The organism is Massilia sp. METH4, assembly GCF_037094685.1.
Taxonomy (GTDB): domain Bacteria; phylum Pseudomonadota; class Gammaproteobacteria; order Burkholderiales; family Burkholderiaceae_D; genus Rugamonas.
This window is the reverse complement of sequence record NZ_CP146614.1, coordinates 960,267-976,634: the sequence shown is the minus strand read 5'-3', so window position 1 is coordinate 976,634 and position 16,368 is coordinate 960,267. Positions and strand designations below refer to the sequence as shown.

The window sequence follows — 16,368 nt, the reverse complement described above, 5'->3', positions numbered from 1 at the left end:
AAACACCCTATGAGCGAATCGCATTTCACCCACAGCCAGGACCAGTTGAAACAGCTTGCGCGGGACGTATTGGCCTATGCGCGGGAGAAGGGCGGCACCGATGCCGCCGTCGAGATCAGCGAGGGTAGCGGGCTGTCGGTGTCGGTGCGCAAGGGCAAGATCGAAACGATCGAGCAGAACAAGGACAAGGGCCTCGGCGTCACCGTGTTCGTCGGCAAGAAACGCGGCAATGCCTCCACGTCGGACTTTTCCACCGATTCGCTGCGCGCCACCGTGGAAGCGGCCTACAACATCGCCCGCTTCACGGCGGACGATGAAGCGGCCGGCCTGGCCGAAGAGGAACTGCTGGAGCGCGACCCGCGCGACCTGCAACTGTTCTACCCGTGGGCCATCACCACCGAGGAAGCGGTCACGCTGGCGCAGCGCGCCGAAGCGGCGGCCTTCGCCGTCGATCCGCGCGTGACGAACAGCGAAGGCGCCGGCGTGCACGTGCAGCAGTCGCACTTCGTGTCGGCCAACTCGCGCGGCTTCATCGGCGGCTATCCGTATTCGCGCCACACCATCTCGGCCACGCCGATCGCCGGCAAGGGCGCCCACATGCAGCGCGACGACTGGTACAGCTCGGTGCGCGACCCGAAGAAGCTGGCCACGCCGGAAGCGATCGGGCGCTACGCCGCCGAACGCGCGCTGGCGCGCCTGCACGCGCGCCAGATCACCACCCGCACCGTGCCCGTGCTGTTCGAGGCGCCGCTGGCCGCGGGCCTGCTGGGCGCCTTCGTGCAGGCCACGTCCGGCGGTGCGCTGTACCGCAAGTCCACCTTCCTGCTCGATACGCTGGGCCAGCAGGTGTTCCCGGAACACGTGCAGGTCTCCGAAGACCCGCACGTGATCGGCGGCATCGGCTCGGCGCCGTTCGACGAGGAAGGTGTGCGTACGCGATACCGCGACGTGGTCAAGGACGGCATCCTGCAAGGCTATTTCCTGTCCACGTACACGGCCCGCAAGCTGGGCATGCAAACCACCGGCAATGCCGGCGGCTCGCATAACCTGTCGCTGACGTCCACGCTCACGCGGCCGGAAGACGACTTCGCCGGCATGCTGAAGAAGATGGGGACCGGCCTGCTGGTCACGGAACTGATGGGCCAGGGCACCAACTACGTGACGGGCGATTATTCGCGCGGCGCCTCCGGCTTCTGGGTCGAGAACGGCATCATCCAGTATCCGGTCGAGGAAATCACGATCGCCGGCAATATGAAGGAAATGTTCCGCCAGATCGTGGGGATCGGCAACGACGTACTGATCCGTGGCACGAAACAGACGGGTTCCATCCTGATCGAAAAGATGGTCGTCGCCGGCAACTGAATTGTTGCCACGCCATCGGCGTTTCCCTACACTGTCCTGAGCAGTAGCGTATTCCGTAACGTTATAAAACATCCTCAGGAGACCGTATGGAACGTCGACGCTTCATTGCGAAGGCTGCCGCGGGCGCGGGAGCCGGCATCATCGCCGCGCCCGCCATCGCGCAGTCCCAGCCCGCCATCACCTGGCGCCTCGCCTCCAGCTTCCCCAAGTCGCTGGACACCATCTTTGGTGCTTCGGATACCTTCACCCGCCGCATCTCCCAGCTTACCAACGGCAAGTTCACGATCCGCTCGTTCGCGGCCGGCGAGATCGTGCCAGGCCTGGCGGTGCTCGACGCCGTGCAGGGCAACACCGTGGAGTGCGGCCACAGCGCCTCGTACTACTACTTCGGCAAGGACAGTGCGTTCTCGTTCGATTGCGCCGTGCCGTTCGGGCTCACGTCGCGCCAGCACACGGCGTGGTACGACCAGGGCGGCGGCCGCGAGCTGATGCGCGCCTTCTTCAAGGACTACAACATCATCAACTTCCTGGGCGGGAACTCGGGCACGCAGATGGGCGGCTGGTTCCGCAAGGAGATCAAGTCGCTGGCCGACCTGAAGGGCACCAAGATGCGCGTGGCGGGCTTTGCCGGCAGGGTGCTGGAACGCCTCGGCGTGGTGCCGCAGCAGCTGGCCGGGGGCGATATCTACCCGGCGCTGGAAAAGGGCACGATCGACGCGGCCGAATGGGTGGGCCCCTACGACGATGAAAAGCTGGGCTTCTTCAAGGTGGCGCCGTTCTACTACGCGCCCGGCTGGTGGGAACCGTCCGCCTCCTTCTCGTTCTACGTGAACCTGAAGGAATGGGAAAAGCTGCCGAAGGATTACCAGGCCGCGGTGGAAGTGGCCACGTATGAAGCGCACGTGACCATGCAGGCAGAATACGACGTGAAGAACCCCGCTGCCCTGGCCCGCCTGCTGAAGAACGGCGTGAAGCTGCGCACCTACCCGCGCGACGCCATGGACGCCTGCTACAAGACGGCCACCGCGGTGATGGAAGAGGAAGCGTCGAAGAACGCCAAGTTCCGCAAGATCTACGAGCCGTGGAAAAGGTTCCGGCAAGACCAGAACCAGTGGGCCTCGGTGGCCGAGGCGCCGATCCAGAATTACCTGATTTCCGCGGGGCGCGGGAAGTAGTGGCCCGGGGCTGGCCAAAGCCGGTGCCTGTCATCTCATGGAGAAGAAGCCACCGGCGCTCGCGTCATGGTGTCGTACACCGGCTTTTCGGTGTACGACACCGGTTTTCGCCAGATCTTGTCGACTATGGCTGGGAAAACCGGTGTCGTACCGCTGCGGCGGACCGACCTGAAGGTGTACGACACCAGTCACTTGAAACAGGCCGATCGCCGGAGCATCACTTGCACAGCGCACTGCGCGGCATTCCGCAACTGATCAAGCTGCCCACATCCGGATTCGACAGGTAGTCCAGGTGCCCCCGCACCGGGTCCTGCAACAGCCCGAAATACGTGGGCGCGTTCGACACCAGCACGTTGAACACGGTCGTTCCATCCTCGCGGTAGCGTTCCGGCGGCAGGGTATGGGTTAGCACGTCGCTGGGATCGCTGAAGGCGACCAGGGTCAGCGGGGCCGCGGCACCGCGGCGGTCGGCCACCGGCGCGCGCCGCTTTTGCAGCAGCCGTTGCAGGCTGTCCGGCGGCGGCGCCTGCATGACCGTCGGCGCGGCGGACGCCGGCGCGAGCGGCTGTTCGGCCATTTGCAAGAGCGGGATCTGGTTGGCGGCCATGATCAGCCACGCCGTGCGCTGGAGCTCGCGCGCCGCGACCTGGGCCGCGCGGCTCGGCGCCGGTTCGTCCAGCATGCGCAGCAGGGTGTCGTACAGGATCTTGCTGCCCAGGCTTTCCGAGATCACCACCAGCGGTGCGTCCGTGTCGCCGCCTTCGGTGGCGGCCAGGATCGCGTCGCGCATGCGCAGCTGGATCTGCTCGCGCGCCGCGCCTTCGTAGACCAGCGCATCGGGCAGGCAATCGTCCAGCAGCCAGTCCTTCACTTTCGCGTTCAGGCGGGCGCGCACCGGTGTGAAGGGCGGGGCGCCCGAGCAGATCGGCGACTTGTCGGTCTGGTCGTAGCACAGCTGCTGCTTGATCGGCGTGGTCAGCGGCGACCAGATCAGCGACTTGAAGTGGATCGCACCATGCGGGGTATCGACCCGGATCGGCACGATCTCGATGGCGGGTGCGGCGGCGCGCTGCACCGGCCCCGGCGTGACATTCGCCGACAATTGCGCGGCCAGCGTGTCGATGGTTTCCTTCGCCCACGTCGCGTCGTGCGTGCACATGCCGTGCACCAGCAGCACGTCGGTTCTCTTTGCCGGGGCGCGGGCAGCGAAATCGATCAGGCCGGGAAAGCGGGCATCGGCCTCCATGAACCGGGGCGGGCGGTAGGGCGTGGTGCAGCCGGCAAGCAGCGCGGCAACGGCCAGCAGGGCAAGGGTGCGCATGACGGGTCTCCTCGATGGGTTCGTATCCCCATCATTGTGCCGCCCAGCTTGCCACATTTGTGTTGGATCAAACCACGCGCACGCAATGCGTCATTCCACGACCATCACCTTCGCCGCGCTGTCGATCTTCCGCACGAAGCGCACGATGGCCTCGGTGGTGATGGTGTCGATCTGCCCGGCCATGCGGCGATCGAACGGGTGGTCGTCGAAGGCCACGTTGGCGCGGAACATGCGCCCGCCGAGACGCGTCACGCTGCGCACGCGGACGGTGATCGGTTCGAAGCCTGCCTCCTTCAGCCAGGCTTGCGCTTCCTCGCGCGTTTCCACCTGGCCGGCCGGTGCGCTGGCCGCCGCATACGTTTCCAGCACCCACTGGTTCGAGTTCTGGTAGCGCGTCGAATACGCGTAGGACAGCATGTTGTAATGGGGCTCGTGCAGCCGTCGCGCAGTGCGCGTGGCCACCAGTTGCGCCAGCCGCTCCTGCACCTCGGGGCCGGGAATCACCACCTGCGCCTCGTAGCGGAACAGGCGGAGAGGAAGAAATTGCCCAGGCCTTCGTTGTACAGGCCAGAGGAAGCCGTGCCGCACTCGTTCAGCTCGTGCACCACGGTCCAGCGCCCCGCCGCGTGGTCGCGCACCACGATGCCCATGTGCGAGTAGCGCAGGCCGTACTTGCTCAAGTCCTGGCCCGCGCGCGAAATCAGCACCGCCTTGGCGCCGCTGGCATCGAGCGCCTGGAACGTGCGCTGGGCAAGGTCCAGCGACTTCACCGTGTCCGTCACCGCCATCGGCACTTCCTCGCACGGCTGGCCGGCCCAGGCGGGCGCGGCGAAGGCCAGGCAGGCGGCGAACAGAAGGGGGCGCATCATTTCACCTCCGCGTGATGCAGCAGGGCCTTGCCCAGCTCATTGGGAACGAAGGCAAGCACCTTGCCGGACAGGACGAGCAGGTGGCCGGTGGACGTGGCCACCACGTCCAGCGTGGTGCCGGCGGCAACGGAGAGCTGCTGCGCCGCCCGGCCGGACAGGCGCACCGTGGCCTTGCTGGCGTTCGACGTGTTCGTCAACAGCAGTTCCACGCCGTCGCCCACCTTTTCCACGCTCTCGACCACGGTGGAACCGGTTGCGGCGATCGATCCGACGACGACCAGGCCCGACAGCAGGCCGCTGATCATCGACGCCTCGGAAGCGGTGCCGGCTCGGGCCGCGGGCATGCCCCCCAGCAGGGATGCGGCCAGTACAAGGGAAAGAATGCGTTTCATGATGAATGACTCCGTGCAGTGATCGTGCAATGGTGTGGTTCAGGATTCGCGCGCGCTGCGCAGCAATGCCTTGCCGGCCGCATTGGGCACGAAGGCGATTACCTTGCCCGCGGCCACGAGCACATGGCCGGTGCTGGTGGCCGTCACGTCCACGGCGGTGCCGGCCGCCACCGACAAGCCCTCGGCCGCCTTGCCGGACAAGCGCACCGTGGCGCGGCTGCCATCGGCCGCGCTTTCCAGCAGCAGGTCGACGCCTTCGCCCGTTTTCTCCAGCGCCACCACGACGACGCTGCCGGCCAGCACCACGGGCACCAGCGACCCCACCACCACGACACCGGAAGCTTCCCCGATCGCTTGCGAAGGGGCCGAACCATCGGCGGCATGGCCGGTGGCGCAGGCAAGGCTCAACAGGGTAAGGCACAGCAGGCGTTTCATCATTGTCTCCAAACAAGTAAAAATGACAGTGCACGCATCATCGGTGCCGCGGGCCAGGCAGGCAATCGATATCCCGGCAGTTGCGGGCCGACCCTGCTAAAGTATCGGAAAGCGATACTTTCAAAGGATAAGCCTATGCCCGGCAGCGCGATGTTGGTCGAGGGACTGAAACGTGAACTGAAGGCGCGCGGCATCACCTACGCGGAGCTGGCGCGGCGCATCGGCATGTCCGAGGCCAGCGTGAAGCGCATGTTCGCGCAGCGCAGCTTCAGCTTGCAGCGTCTCGACGAAGTACTGGCGGCGGCCGGCATCGACCTGCTGGATTTGACGCGGACCGCGCTTGACGCGCCCCGGCTGATCGCGCAACTGAGTTATGCGCAGGAAGAGGAATTGACGGGCGACCCGAAGCTGCTGCTGGTCGCGGTTGCGGCGCTGAACGGCGTGCCGGTCGACGAAATGGTGGCCACGTTCGCGCTCACGGAAGCGGAAGCCGTGAAGTACCTGCTGCGGCTGGACCGCATCGGCTTCCTCGTCCTGAAACCGAACAACCGGGTAAAACTGCTGGTCGAGCGCACGTTCGACTGGATTCCGAACGGCCCGATCCAGGCCTGGTTTCGCCGCGAGGCGGCGGCCGACTACCTCGACGCCCGCTTCGACGGCCAGGGCGAACTGCTGCGCCTGTTCAGCGTGATGCTGTCGCCGGCCTCCACGCAGGCACTGCTGGAGCGGCTGCGCCAGGTGGCCGACGATTTCTCGCGGCAGCACCAGGCCGACGCCCGGTTGCCATACCAGGAGCGGCAAGCCATCACGTTCATGCTCGCGGCGCGCCCCTGGTTGCCGAAGGCGTTCGGCAAGCTGCGGCGCGAGCGGTGATGCGTCTTACCGGCGCAGCGCGCGCAGCACCGGCTGCAGCACGGCGGCGCCCAGCTTCATCGAGCGGGCACCGTTCCAGCCGTTGACCGGGTCGGGGTCGTTGGCATTGTCCTTGAACGGCAGTTCCAGGGTCAGCGACAGGCAGCCGAACAGGTGGGTGATGTGGGGCGAACCCATGGTCAGCACTTCGGGGGTGAACGGCGCGTCCGGGTAGCCGAATTCGCTCTGGAAGTCGGGGCTGGCCACCTTGAAGTCGGCGATGAAGGCATCCTGCTCGGCCTTTTGCTCGGGGGTGAAGTTTTCCAGCGAATCGCTGCCGGCCACGAACACATAGGGCAGGCCCTCGTCGCCGTGCACGTCCAGGAACAGGTCGCAGCCGGTTTCCTGCATCGCTTCCTTCACCAGGAACACTTCCGGGCTGCGCTCCATCGTGGGCGTGTTCCACTCGCGGTTCAGGTTGGCGCCGGCCGCGTTGGTGCGCAGGTTGCCGCGCACCGAGCCGTCCGGGTTCATGTTCGGCACCACGTAGAACACGGCTTCCTTCAGGCACTGGCTGGCGAACGGGTCGGCCGGGTCCAGCAGCGCTTCGACCATGCCTTCCACGAACCATTCGGCCATCGTCTCGCCCGGGTGCTGGCGCGCGATCACCCACACTTTCTTCGCTGCGTCCGGATCGCCGATCACCAGCATGTTCAGGTCGCGGCCATCCACGGTGGAACCCAGGTCCACCAGCTGGGCCAGCGGCGACAGTTGCGCGTTGTCCAGCAGCGACAGGTGGCGTTCCCACGAATACGGCTCGAAGTAGGCGTAGTACACGCTGTCGTATTCGGGCTCGTGCTCGATCGTCATCACCTCGCCGTCGAAGCTCGTCGGCACGCGGAACCACGTGTCGCGGTCGTAGCTGGCCACGGCCTGGTAATCCTTCCAGCCATCCGGATAGGCAGCCTTGCCGGCGTTCAGGAAGCGGATCGTCAGCGGCGTGCTGCCCGCGCCCTGCACGCGGAAGTAGAACCACTGGGTGATGTCGGCATGGGAGTCCTTGCGGATGTTCACGTCGATATCGCCGGCGCTGGTAACGCTGACGAGTTCGATGGCGCCAGCGTCGAACTGGCTGCTGATCTTGATAGACATTGTGTGTCCTGTTATGAATGGAAGCGCCATGGCGCGAGGCCGCCATGATAACGGCTTTGCGCGGCGAATTGCACCCTTCGCGCGGCGTTGGGCATAGAATGGCTCATCCACGCAAAGGAGACCGACGATGCAACGCCGTTCCTTCGTAAGCCATGCCGCCGCCGCTGCCGCGGGCGCCACCGTGGCCGTGCCGGCCATCGCCCAGGGCCAGGGCACCATCACCTGGCGGCTGGCATCGAGCTTCCCGAAAACGCTGGACACGATCTATGGCTCGGCGGAAGCGTTCGTCAAGCGCGTGGCCCAGCTGACCGATAACCGGCTGCAGATCCGCCAGTTCGCCGCCAACGAGATCGTGCCCGGCCTGCAGGTGATGGATGCGGTGCAGGCCAACACCGTCGAGATGGGCCACACGCCCGCCTACTATTACTTCGGCAAGGACCCCACGTTCGCCTTCGATTGCGCCGTGCCGTTCGGCCTCACGTCACGCCAGCAGACGGCATGGTACGAGCACGGCGGCGGCCGCGAGCTGCTGCGCGAGTTCTACCGCGGCTACGGCATCGTCAACTTCCTGGGCGGGAACACGGGCACGCAGATGGGCGGCTGGTACCGCAAGGAGATCCGCTCGGTGGCCGACCTGAAGGGCCTCAAGATGCGCGTGGCGGGCTTCGCCGGCCGCGTGATGGAACGCATGGGCGTGGTGCCGCAGCAGATCCCGGCCGGCGACGTGTACGCGGCGCTGGAAAAGGGCACGATCGACGCGGCCGAATGGGTGGGTCCGTACGACGATGAAAAGCTCGGCCTCGTGCGCGTCGCCCCGCACTACTACACGCCGGGCTGGTGGGAAGCGGGGCCGCAACTGTCGTTCTACGTGAACAGCGCACAATGGGACAAGCTGCCGAAACCGTACCAGGCGGCGCTGGAAGCGGCTTCATACGAATGCCATGTGCGCATGCAGGCCGCCTACGACGCCCGCAACCCCGCCGCGCTGGCCCGCCTGCTGAAGAACGGCGCCAGGCTGCACACGTTCGGCAAGGATGTGATGGACGCCGCCTATAAACAGTCCACCGCCGTGATGGAAGAGGAGGCGGCGAAGAACGCGAAGTTCCGCAAGATCTACGAGCCGTGGAAGCGGTTCCGGCACGACCAGAACCAGTGGGCATCCGTAGCGGAGGCGGCCATGCAGAACTACCTGATCACGGCCGTGCGGCGCTGACGCCTGCCGGCCGTGATAGCTCGGCCGTGACAGCTAGTGCAGTCCCCCGAACCGTTCGAAGAACGCGGCGCCAGCCCCGGCCACGTCTGGCGCCTCGCGCCGCAGCGCCGCCACCACATATTCCTCGGCGGCGGCATACGTCAGCAGGTACAGTTCGCGCGCCAGCTCGTACGCGGCGGCGCCGGGCCACGGTTCGGGCAGCAGTTCCACCGGCAGCTGCGGATCGTGCAGCTGCACCCGCCGGTAGGCGTGGATCAGCAGCGTGCGCACGATGAAAGCCTGCCGGGGCGAGACTTCCCCGCCCAGCAGCGAGCGCACCGGCGCGAACCGTTCGATGAAGCGCTCGTAGCCGCCCGCCACTTCCCGCAGGTCCCAGCCCTCGGCGATCAGGTCGGCCAGCGGCTTGCCCTGCACGCCCGGCAGTTGCGCGGCCTGCACCACGTAGACCTTGCCGCGCATGTCCAGCCGGCCCAGCAGATCGTCCAGCGCCTCGGCATCCCCGGCCGGGTGTCCCGCGATGCCGGGGGCGACCACGCTGTAGCCCTCCCACAGCAATTCCTTGCGCAACGTGGTCCGTTCGGCCGCTGACAGGCCGTTGGTGCCCAGCACGAAAGTCCAGCTGCCGTGCCAGTGCACATGCGGCGCCGCGTACACGCGGCGGAAAGCGCGCGCGAAGCGCTGGGCAGCTTCCGGCGTGATCGTGTAGTGGCTGCGCCGGCCGTCGCGCTGCGACACCAGCCAGCCTTCCTGCGCCAGCCGGAACACGGAAGTGCGCAGCAGCCGGTCGTTGACGCCGAACGGCGCCAGCAGTTCGATGAGGCTGCCCAGCCAAGCCAGCCCGCCATGGGGAACGATCGCATCCCCGAAAATCGTCATCACCAGGGACTTCGAGCGGGGCGGTTCTTCCGCAAGGTGCCGATCGATCCACTGGTCCAGGCTCGCATTGGTCAAATCATTCTTCATGGCGCCATTGTATCCGGCCAAACAAGATACGGTTTTTGAAAGTGACTCAAAAAAGACGTTTGCAAACAAATTTGTGTATCGTATTATGGTCGAAAGAGGAGGAGACGACATGTACGCACAAATGGTGGAGACCGGGCTGAAGAATGTCCGCACCGACGAGGACATGAGCGCGCAAGAGCGCGCCTTCCAGCAGCGCATCGACGACGGCATCAAGATCGAGCCGAAGGACTGGATGCCGGAGGCTTACCGCAAGACGCTGGTCCGGCAGATCTCGCAGCACGCCCATTCCGAAATCGTCGGCCAGCTGCCGGAGGGGAACTGGGTGACGCGCGCCCCCACGCTGAAACGCAAGTCCATCCTGCTGGCCAAGATCCAGGACGAAGCCGGCCACGGCCTGTACCTGTACAGCGCTGCCGAAACGCTGGGCGTGTCGCGTGACGAACTGCTGCAAGCCCTGCACTCGGGCAAGGCGAAATACTCGAGCATCTTCAACTACCCCACGCTGTCGTGGGCCGACATGGGCGCCATCGGCTGGCTCGTCGACGGTTCGGCCATCATCAACCAGATCCCGCTGTGCCGCTGCTCGTATGGCCCCTATTCGCGGGCCATGATCCGCGTCTGCAAGGAAGAGTCGTTCCACGCCCGCCAGGGCTACGACATCATGCTCTCCCTGTGCCGCGGCACGCCCGAGCAGAAGGCGATGGCGCAGGATGCGCTGAACCGCTGGTGGTGGCCGTCCCTGATGATGTTCGGCCCATCGGACGCCGACTCCGTCAACAGCGCGCAATCGGCGAAGTGGCGCATCAAGCTGTTTTCCAACGACGAGTTGCGCCAGCGCATGGTCGACCAGACCGTGCCGCAAGCCGAATTCCTGGGCCTGACGATCCCAGATCCCGACCTGAAATGGAACGCCGAACGGGGGCACTACGACTTCGGCGAGATCGACTGGGAAGAGTTCCATAACGTCCTGAAGGGCAACGGACCCTGCAACCGCGAACGGCTGCGCACCCGCGTGAAGGCTTACGAGGATGGCCAGTGGTTCCGCGACGCCCTCGTGGCGCATGCCGAGAAGCGCGCGCAGGACAAGGCCGCGGCGTAGTACCTCGATAAAACGGAGACAAAGCATGAGCAAGGAATGGCCCCTGTGGGAAGTGTTCATCCGCAGCCAGCACGGCCTGGCCCACAAGCACGTGGGCAGCCTGCACGCGCCGGACGCGGAGATGGCGATCAATAACGCGCGCGACGTGTACACGCGCCGCAACGAAGGTGTGTCGATCTGGGTCGTGCGCGCTGCCGACATCGTGGCCAGCAGCCCGTTCGACAAGGGCGCGCTGTTCGAGCCGGCCAACAGCAAGGTGTATCGCCACCCCACCTTCTTCCCGATGCCGGAAGAAGTGAAGAACCTGTAAGGCTCCCGATGGACGCGAAAATCCAATATCTGCTGCGCCTGGGCGACAACGCCCTCGTGCTGAGCCAGCGCCTGTCCGAACTGTGCGGCAAGGGCCCGGCGCTGGAAGAGGACATGGCGCTCACCAACGTGGCGCTCGACCTTCTGGGCCAGGCCCGCCTGTGGCTTACCTATGCGGGCGAGCTGGAAGGCCGCGGCCGCGACGAGGACGCGCTGGCCTACCTGCGCGACGCGCGCGATTTCCACAACGTGCTGCTGGTCGAGCAGCCGAACGGCAATTACGCGCACACCCTGATGCGCCAGTTCTACTTCGACACGTGGCACTATTTCCTTATCGGCGCACTCGTGCAGGCGTCCGATCCGCGTATCGCCGGGATCGCGGAAAAGTCGCTGAAGGAAGTCACATACCACCTGCGCCGCAGCGGCGACCTCATTGTCCGCCTCGGCGACGGCACGGCACTCAGCCATGAGTACACGCAAACGGCGGCCGACGAGCTGTGGATGTTCACCGGCGAGGTCTTCAACTACGACGCCGTCGACGACGCGATGGTCGCCGCCGGCATCGCGCCGCCCGCCGTGCAGGTGCGCGCGCAATGGCTGGCGCACGTGGCGGACATCTTCACCGAAGCCACGCTGGCGATGCCGGCACCAGGCGCCTGGATGCAGAAAGGGGGCAAGCAGGGCCGCCACACGGAACACCTGGGCTACCTGCTGGCCGAAATGCAGTTCTTGCAACGGGCCTATCCGGGAGCGACCTGGTAATGATGACCACCGCCCTGGATGAAGCCACGGTCTGGACATGGCTCGCCGACGTGGCCGACCCGGAAATCCCCGTGATCTCCGTGGTCGACCTCGGCATCGTGCGCGCCGTGCACGTGGAAAGCGACACCGTCACCGTCACGCTCACGCCAACGTACTCCGGCTGCCCGGCCACCCACGTGATCGAAGGCGCGGTGCGCGAAGCCTTGCAGGACCACGGCGTGGAGGACGTGCGCATCGTCACCCGGCTGTCGCCGGCCTGGACCACCGATTGGCTCAGCGAGGCGGGGCGGCAGAAGCTGCGCGGCTATGGCATCGCGCCGCCGGCGCACCAGGTGGTCGACATCTCGGGCCTGCGCGGGGGAGGGCTCGCGGCAGCCGTATCACGTACGAACCCGCGCCGCGCCGGCGCCACGCCGCGCATCGCCTGCCCGCACTGCGGTTCCACGCACACGGAACTCACGAGCCAGTTCGGTTCCACGCCGTGCAAGGCGCTGTACCGCTGCCTGGCCTGCCGCGAACCGTTCGATTACTTCAAGTGCCACTGACATGAGCAAATTTCATCCGCTGACCGTCGCGCGCGTGCACAACGAAACGCGCGACTGCATCGCCGTCACGTTCGCCGTGCCGCCCGAACTGCAAGACGATTTCCGTTACCAGCAGGGCCAGCACCTGACCCTGCGCACGAGGATCGGCGCCGAGGACGTGCGCCGTTCCTACTCGATCTGCTCGGCCGTACAGGATGGCGCGCTGCGCGTGGCCATCAAGCGCACGCCGGGCGGCATGTTCTCCAGCTGGGCCAACGAGTCGCTGAAACCCGGCGCCGTGATCGAGGTCATGCCGCCGATGGGCCACTTCAATGTGCCGCTGGCGGCGGAAAATGAACGCAACTACCTGGCCTTCGCGGCCGGCAGCGGCATCACCCCTGTCCTGTCGATCATCAAGACGACGCTGATGACGGAACCGCGCAGCCGCTTCACGCTCATCTACGGCAACCGGTCGTCGTCCTCCGTGATCTTCCGGAACGAGCTGATGGAGCTGAAGGATTTGTACCTGGAGCGCCTGAACATCGTCTACGTGATGAGCCGCGAACAGCAGGACATCGAGCTGTTCAACGGCCGCATCACGAAGGAAAAGACGCAGCAGTTCCTGGCGCACTGGATCGATATCGCCGACTATGACACGGCCTTCATCTGCGGGCCCGAAGACATGATGCTGGGCGTTTCGGAAGCCCTGCAGGAGGCGGGCATGCCGAAGTCCGCCATCAAGATAGAGCTTTTCGCCGCATCGATCCCCAGGCACCAGCACAAGCCGCAATCCGATACCGCGGCGGCGCGGCACCTCACCGAAGTCACCGTGATCCAGGATGGCAGCGCCGCCACCTTCTCGATGGAAAAAGACAAGGAATCGATCCTGGACGCGGGCTTGCGCGCCGGCCTGGACATGCGCTACTCGTGCAAGGGTGGCGTGTGCTCCACCTGCCGCTGCAAGGTCGTCGAGGGCAAGGTGGACATGGATGTGAACTATGCGCTGGAGGATTACGAGATCGCCCGGGGCTTCGTGCTCAGTTGCCAGAGTTTTCCGGCGACGGACAGGGTGGTGATCGATTTCGACCAGGCGGAATGAACGAATCACTGGAGGAGACAGCCAATGACCTACCAAAACATCCTGTTCAGCATTGAAGCCGGCATCGCCAGGCTCACGCTGAACCGCCCGGATAAACTGAACAGCTTTACCCAGGCCATGCACCTGGAAGTGCGCGACGCCTTCGAGAAGGTCCGCGCCGACCGGAGCGCGCGCGTGCTCCTGCTGACCGGCGCGGGCCGTGGCTTCTGCGCCGGGCAAGACCTGTCCGACCGGGCCGTCGCCCCTGGCGGCCAGCCGGTCGACCTGGGCGAATCCGTGGAAAAATACTATGCGCCGCTGGTCATGGCAATCAAGGACCTGCCGATGCCCGTGATCTGCGCCGTCAACGGCGTGGCGGCGGGGGCGGGCGCGAACCTGGCGCTGGCCTGCGACATCGTGCTGGCCGCCAAGTCGGCCACCTTCATCGAATCGTTCTGCAAGCTGGGCCTGATCCCGGACACGGGCGGCACCTGGCACCTGCCGCGGCTGATCGGCCCGGCGCGGGCGATGGGCCTGGCCATGCTGGGCGAGAAGCTCACGGCGGAGCGCGCCGAGGAGTGGGGCCTGATCTGGAAGGCGCTGCCGGACGACGCGCTGATGACGGAAGCGATGGCCATGGCCGAGCACTTCGCCTGCGCGCCGACCAAGGGCCTCGCCTACACGAAGCGGGCGATGCAGCTCTCGGCCTGCAACTCGCTGCACGCCCAGCTGAAGCTGGAAACGGACATGATGCGCGAGCTGGGCAACAGCCACGACTACCGCGAAGGCGTCGACGCCTTCGTGGCCAAGCGCACCCCGCACTTCAAGGGGGAATGATGGCGGCGCTGACCAGGGATTCCATCGTTGCCGTGATCGGCAGCGGCGCCATGGGCGCCGGCATCGCCCAGGTGGCCGCCGCCGCCGGGCATACCGTCAAGCTGTACGATGCCCGGCCGGAGGCGCTGGCCAAGGCCGTCGACGACATTGCCGGCGCCTTCGGCAAGCTGGCGGCAAAAGGCCGGATGAGCGGCGGCGACGCGGAAGCGGCGCGCGGCCGGCTGCATGCCGTGCCGGCGCTGGCCGACGTGGCCGATGCCGCCCTCGTGGTCGAGGCGATCGTTGAAAACCTCGATGCGAAGCGGGCGCTGTTTACCGAGCTGGAAGGCATCGTGGCGGCCGGCGCCATCCTGGCCACCAACACGTCGTCGATCTCGGTGACGGCGATCGGCGCGCCGCTGCGCCATCCCGAGCGGCTCGTCGGCATGCATTTCTTCAATCCGGTGCCGCTGATGGCGCTGGTCGAAATCGTCAGCGGCCTCGCTACCGAACAGGCGGTGGCGCAAGCGGTGCACGATACCGCCGCCGCCTGGGGCAAGATCCCCGTGCATGCGAAATCGACGCCCGGCTTCATCGTCAACCGCGTGGCCCGGCCGTACTACGCCGAGGCGTGGCGGCTGCTGAACGAGGGTGCGGCCGACACGGCCACGATCGACGCGGTGCTGCGCGAAGCCGGCGGTTTCCGCATGGGCCCGTTCGAGTTGATGGACCTGATCGGGCATGACGTCAACTACGCCGTCACGAAATCCGTGTTCGACGCCTTCTACGGCGATCCGCGCTTCACGCCGTCGGTGCTGCAGCGCGAGATGGTCGATGCCGGCTTCCTGGGCCGCAAGACGGGCCGCGGTTTCTACCGCTATGCCGACAACGCAGTGCCGCCGCAGCCGAAAAGCGAACCCAATTGCCCGAGGCCGGAATATGTGGGCTACAGTCTGGAAGCGGGTGCCAACGCCGCGCTGACGGCGCCCATGCTGGCGCGCTTCGAGGCGCACGGCCTGCACGTCACGCGCCGCACGTCCGCCGAGGGCCACCAGCACGGCGAGGCGCCCGCTTTCCACTGCAATGGCGCCGCCATCTACCTGACCGATGGCCGCACCGCCACCGCGCGTGCCCGCGCCAACAAGCATGACGACACCGTGGTGTTCGACCTGGTGCTCGATGCCCCCCATGCCGCGCGGATCGCCATCGCCCGTGCCGACCAGTGTGGCGAAGCGGCGTACCAGGCGGCCGTGGCGCTGTTCCAGTCCGCCGGATTCGCCGTGACGCGACTGGACGACGTGCCCGGCCTCGCGGTGATGCGCACCGTGGCCATGCTGGCCAACGAGGCGGCCGACGCGGTGCACCAGGGGGTGTGCAGCGCCCACGCCGTGGACATGGCAATGCAGAAGGGCGTCAACTATCCGAAAGGACCGCTGGCGTGGGCCGACGAGGTCGGCGCCGGCCACATCGTGAAGGTGCTGGACAACCTGGCTGCCGCGTACGGCGAGGACCGCTACCGCGTGTCGCCGCTGCTGCGCCGGCGCCAGGCCAGTGGAAAGGCCATCCATGCCGAATGATTCCCTGCACCTGGACGAAAAACTGGACCCGCAGGCGCTGGCCGAGGCGGCCGGCGCCGCCATGTTCGAGCGCGATCCCGCCAGCCAGGGCCTGGGCATGACCCTGGACGAGATCCGTCCCGGCTATGCGCGCATGTCGATGCGCGTGCGCGAGGACATGCTGAACGGCCACCGCACCTGCCACGGCGGCTTCATCTTCGCGCTGGCCGACAGCGCGTTCGCCTTCGCCTGCAACAGCCATAACCACAACACGGTGGGCGCGGGCTGCACCATCGATTACCTGGCGCCCGGGCGCCACGGCGACCTGCTCACCGCCGAGGCGGTCGAACGGGCGCTCGCCGGCAAGACCGGCATCTACGACGTCGACGTCGTCAATCAGGAGGGCCGGCTGATCGCCACGTTCCGGGGCAAGTCGCACCGGGTGGCGGGCACGGTCGTCTGAGGCTTGAAGTTTCAACTGGAGGAGACC

Annotated in this window: 17 protein-coding genes and 1 pseudogene; 12 read left to right on the top strand and 6 right to left on the bottom strand. The window is 66.3% G+C overall.

The annotated features are described in order from the left end of the window. Nucleotides 1-9 precede the first annotated feature (9 nt). Entirely contained in the window at nucleotides 10-1,362 is a 1,353-nt protein-coding gene (pmbA, locus tag V6Z91_RS04345; RefSeq protein WP_338767117.1) for a metalloprotease PmbA, read from the top strand. Between the two features lie 86 nt (nucleotides 1,363-1,448). Next, nucleotides 1,449-2,537: a TRAP transporter substrate-binding protein gene (locus tag V6Z91_RS04340; protein WP_338767114.1), complete on the top strand. Its 1,089-nt coding sequence runs from the start codon at nucleotides 1,449-1,451 to the stop codon at nucleotides 2,535-2,537. A gap of 217 nt (nucleotides 2,538-2,754) precedes the next feature. On the opposite strand, the gene V6Z91_RS04335 is transcribed toward V6Z91_RS04340, so the two are convergent. From V6Z91_RS04335 to V6Z91_RS04320, 4 genes and pseudogenes are all read right to left on the bottom strand, one after another. Continuing rightward, on the bottom strand, nucleotides 2,755-3,858 hold the full coding sequence (locus V6Z91_RS04335; protein ID WP_338767111.1) for a hypothetical protein: 1,104 nt from the start codon (nucleotides 3,856-3,858) through the stop codon (nucleotides 2,755-2,757). Nucleotides 3,859-3,948: 90 nt separating this feature from the next. Next, nucleotides 3,949-4,646 (bottom strand): annotated as a pseudogene (locus V6Z91_RS04330) (DUF2145 domain-containing protein). Between the two features lie 77 nt (nucleotides 4,647-4,723). Continuing rightward, nucleotides 4,724-5,119 carry a hypothetical protein gene (locus V6Z91_RS04325; protein WP_338767108.1) on the bottom strand — a complete coding sequence of 132 codons (396 nt, stop codon included), beginning with the start codon at nucleotides 5,117-5,119 and terminating at the stop codon, nucleotides 4,724-4,726. Nucleotides 5,120-5,158: 39 nt separating this feature from the next. Next, nucleotides 5,159-5,557 carry a hypothetical protein gene (locus tag V6Z91_RS04320; RefSeq protein ID WP_338767105.1) on the bottom strand — a complete coding sequence of 133 codons (399 nt, stop codon included), beginning with the start codon at nucleotides 5,555-5,557 and terminating at the stop codon, nucleotides 5,159-5,161. A gap of 132 nt (nucleotides 5,558-5,689) precedes the next feature. On the opposite strand from V6Z91_RS04320, the gene V6Z91_RS04315 reads away from it, so the two are divergent. Then, nucleotides 5,690-6,427: a helix-turn-helix transcriptional regulator gene (locus tag V6Z91_RS04315; protein ID WP_338767103.1), complete on the top strand. Its 738-nt coding sequence runs from the start codon at nucleotides 5,690-5,692 to the stop codon at nucleotides 6,425-6,427. Nucleotides 6,428-6,433: 6 nt separating this feature from the next. On the opposite strand, the gene V6Z91_RS04310 is transcribed toward V6Z91_RS04315, so the two are convergent. Beyond that, nucleotides 6,434-7,558: a M14-type cytosolic carboxypeptidase gene (locus tag V6Z91_RS04310; protein ID WP_338767101.1), complete on the bottom strand. Its 1,125-nt coding sequence runs from the start codon at nucleotides 7,556-7,558 to the stop codon at nucleotides 6,434-6,436. A 127-nt stretch (nucleotides 7,559-7,685) separates the two neighbouring features. On the opposite strand from V6Z91_RS04310, the gene V6Z91_RS04305 reads away from it, so the two are divergent. Beyond that, nucleotides 7,686-8,771 (top strand): TRAP transporter substrate-binding protein, encoded by a 1,086-nt coding sequence (locus tag V6Z91_RS04305; protein WP_338767098.1) that lies wholly within the window; start codon nucleotides 7,686-7,688, stop codon nucleotides 8,769-8,771. A gap of 33 nt (nucleotides 8,772-8,804) precedes the next feature. On the opposite strand, the gene paaX is transcribed toward V6Z91_RS04305, so the two are convergent. Continuing rightward, nucleotides 8,805-9,734, bottom strand: a complete 930-nt coding sequence (gene paaX / locus V6Z91_RS04300) for a phenylacetic acid degradation operon negative regulatory protein PaaX (protein WP_338767096.1) — start codon at nucleotides 9,732-9,734, stop codon at nucleotides 8,805-8,807. A gap of 109 nt (nucleotides 9,735-9,843) precedes the next feature. Here paaX and paaA point away from each other — a divergent pair, with 109 nt between their 5' ends. From paaA to paaI, 8 genes are read left to right on the top strand one after another with little or no spacing between them, the layout of a single operon-like run. Continuing rightward, a complete protein-coding gene (gene paaA, locus V6Z91_RS04295) occupies nucleotides 9,844-10,833 on the top strand; it encodes a 1,2-phenylacetyl-CoA epoxidase subunit PaaA (RefSeq protein WP_338767094.1) in 990 nt (329 codons plus the stop codon). A 25-nt stretch (nucleotides 10,834-10,858) separates the two neighbouring features. Continuing rightward, nucleotides 10,859-11,143, top strand: a complete 285-nt coding sequence (gene paaB / locus V6Z91_RS04290) for a 1,2-phenylacetyl-CoA epoxidase subunit PaaB (protein WP_130187516.1) — start codon at nucleotides 10,859-10,861, stop codon at nucleotides 11,141-11,143. An 8-nt stretch (nucleotides 11,144-11,151) separates the two neighbouring features. Further along, nucleotides 11,152-11,904 (top strand): 1,2-phenylacetyl-CoA epoxidase subunit PaaC, encoded by a 753-nt coding sequence (gene paaC / locus V6Z91_RS04285; protein ID WP_338767085.1) that lies wholly within the window; start codon nucleotides 11,152-11,154, stop codon nucleotides 11,902-11,904. Then, complete coding sequence (gene paaD / locus V6Z91_RS04280; protein WP_338767082.1) at nucleotides 11,904-12,449, top strand: 1,2-phenylacetyl-CoA epoxidase subunit PaaD; 546 nt, start codon at nucleotides 11,904-11,906, stop codon at nucleotides 12,447-12,449. Before paaC ends, paaD begins: the two co-directional genes overlap by 1 nt. Before the next feature lies 1 nt (nucleotide 12,450). After that, the gene (paaE, locus tag V6Z91_RS04275; RefSeq protein ID WP_338767079.1) at nucleotides 12,451-13,527 is read left to right on the top strand and encodes a 1,2-phenylacetyl-CoA epoxidase subunit PaaE; all 1,077 of its coding nucleotides are present in this window, start codon (nucleotides 12,451-12,453) and stop codon (nucleotides 13,525-13,527) included. 24 nt (nucleotides 13,528-13,551) lie between these two features. Next, nucleotides 13,552-14,343 carry a 2-(1,2-epoxy-1,2-dihydrophenyl)acetyl-CoA isomerase PaaG gene (gene paaG / locus V6Z91_RS04270; RefSeq protein ID WP_338767076.1) on the top strand — a complete coding sequence of 264 codons (792 nt, stop codon included), beginning with the start codon at nucleotides 13,552-13,554 and terminating at the stop codon, nucleotides 14,341-14,343. Further along, nucleotides 14,343-15,899: a 3-hydroxyacyl-CoA dehydrogenase PaaH gene (gene paaH / locus V6Z91_RS04265; RefSeq protein WP_338771724.1), complete on the top strand. Its 1,557-nt coding sequence runs from the start codon at nucleotides 14,343-14,345 to the stop codon at nucleotides 15,897-15,899. Before paaG ends, paaH begins: the two co-directional genes overlap by 1 nt. Further along, nucleotides 15,889-16,341: a hydroxyphenylacetyl-CoA thioesterase PaaI gene (gene paaI, locus V6Z91_RS04260; RefSeq protein ID WP_338767074.1), complete on the top strand. Its 453-nt coding sequence runs from the start codon at nucleotides 15,889-15,891 to the stop codon at nucleotides 16,339-16,341. The genes paaH and paaI overlap by 11 nt, the downstream gene beginning before the upstream one ends. Nucleotides 16,342-16,368: the final 27 nt, after the last annotated feature.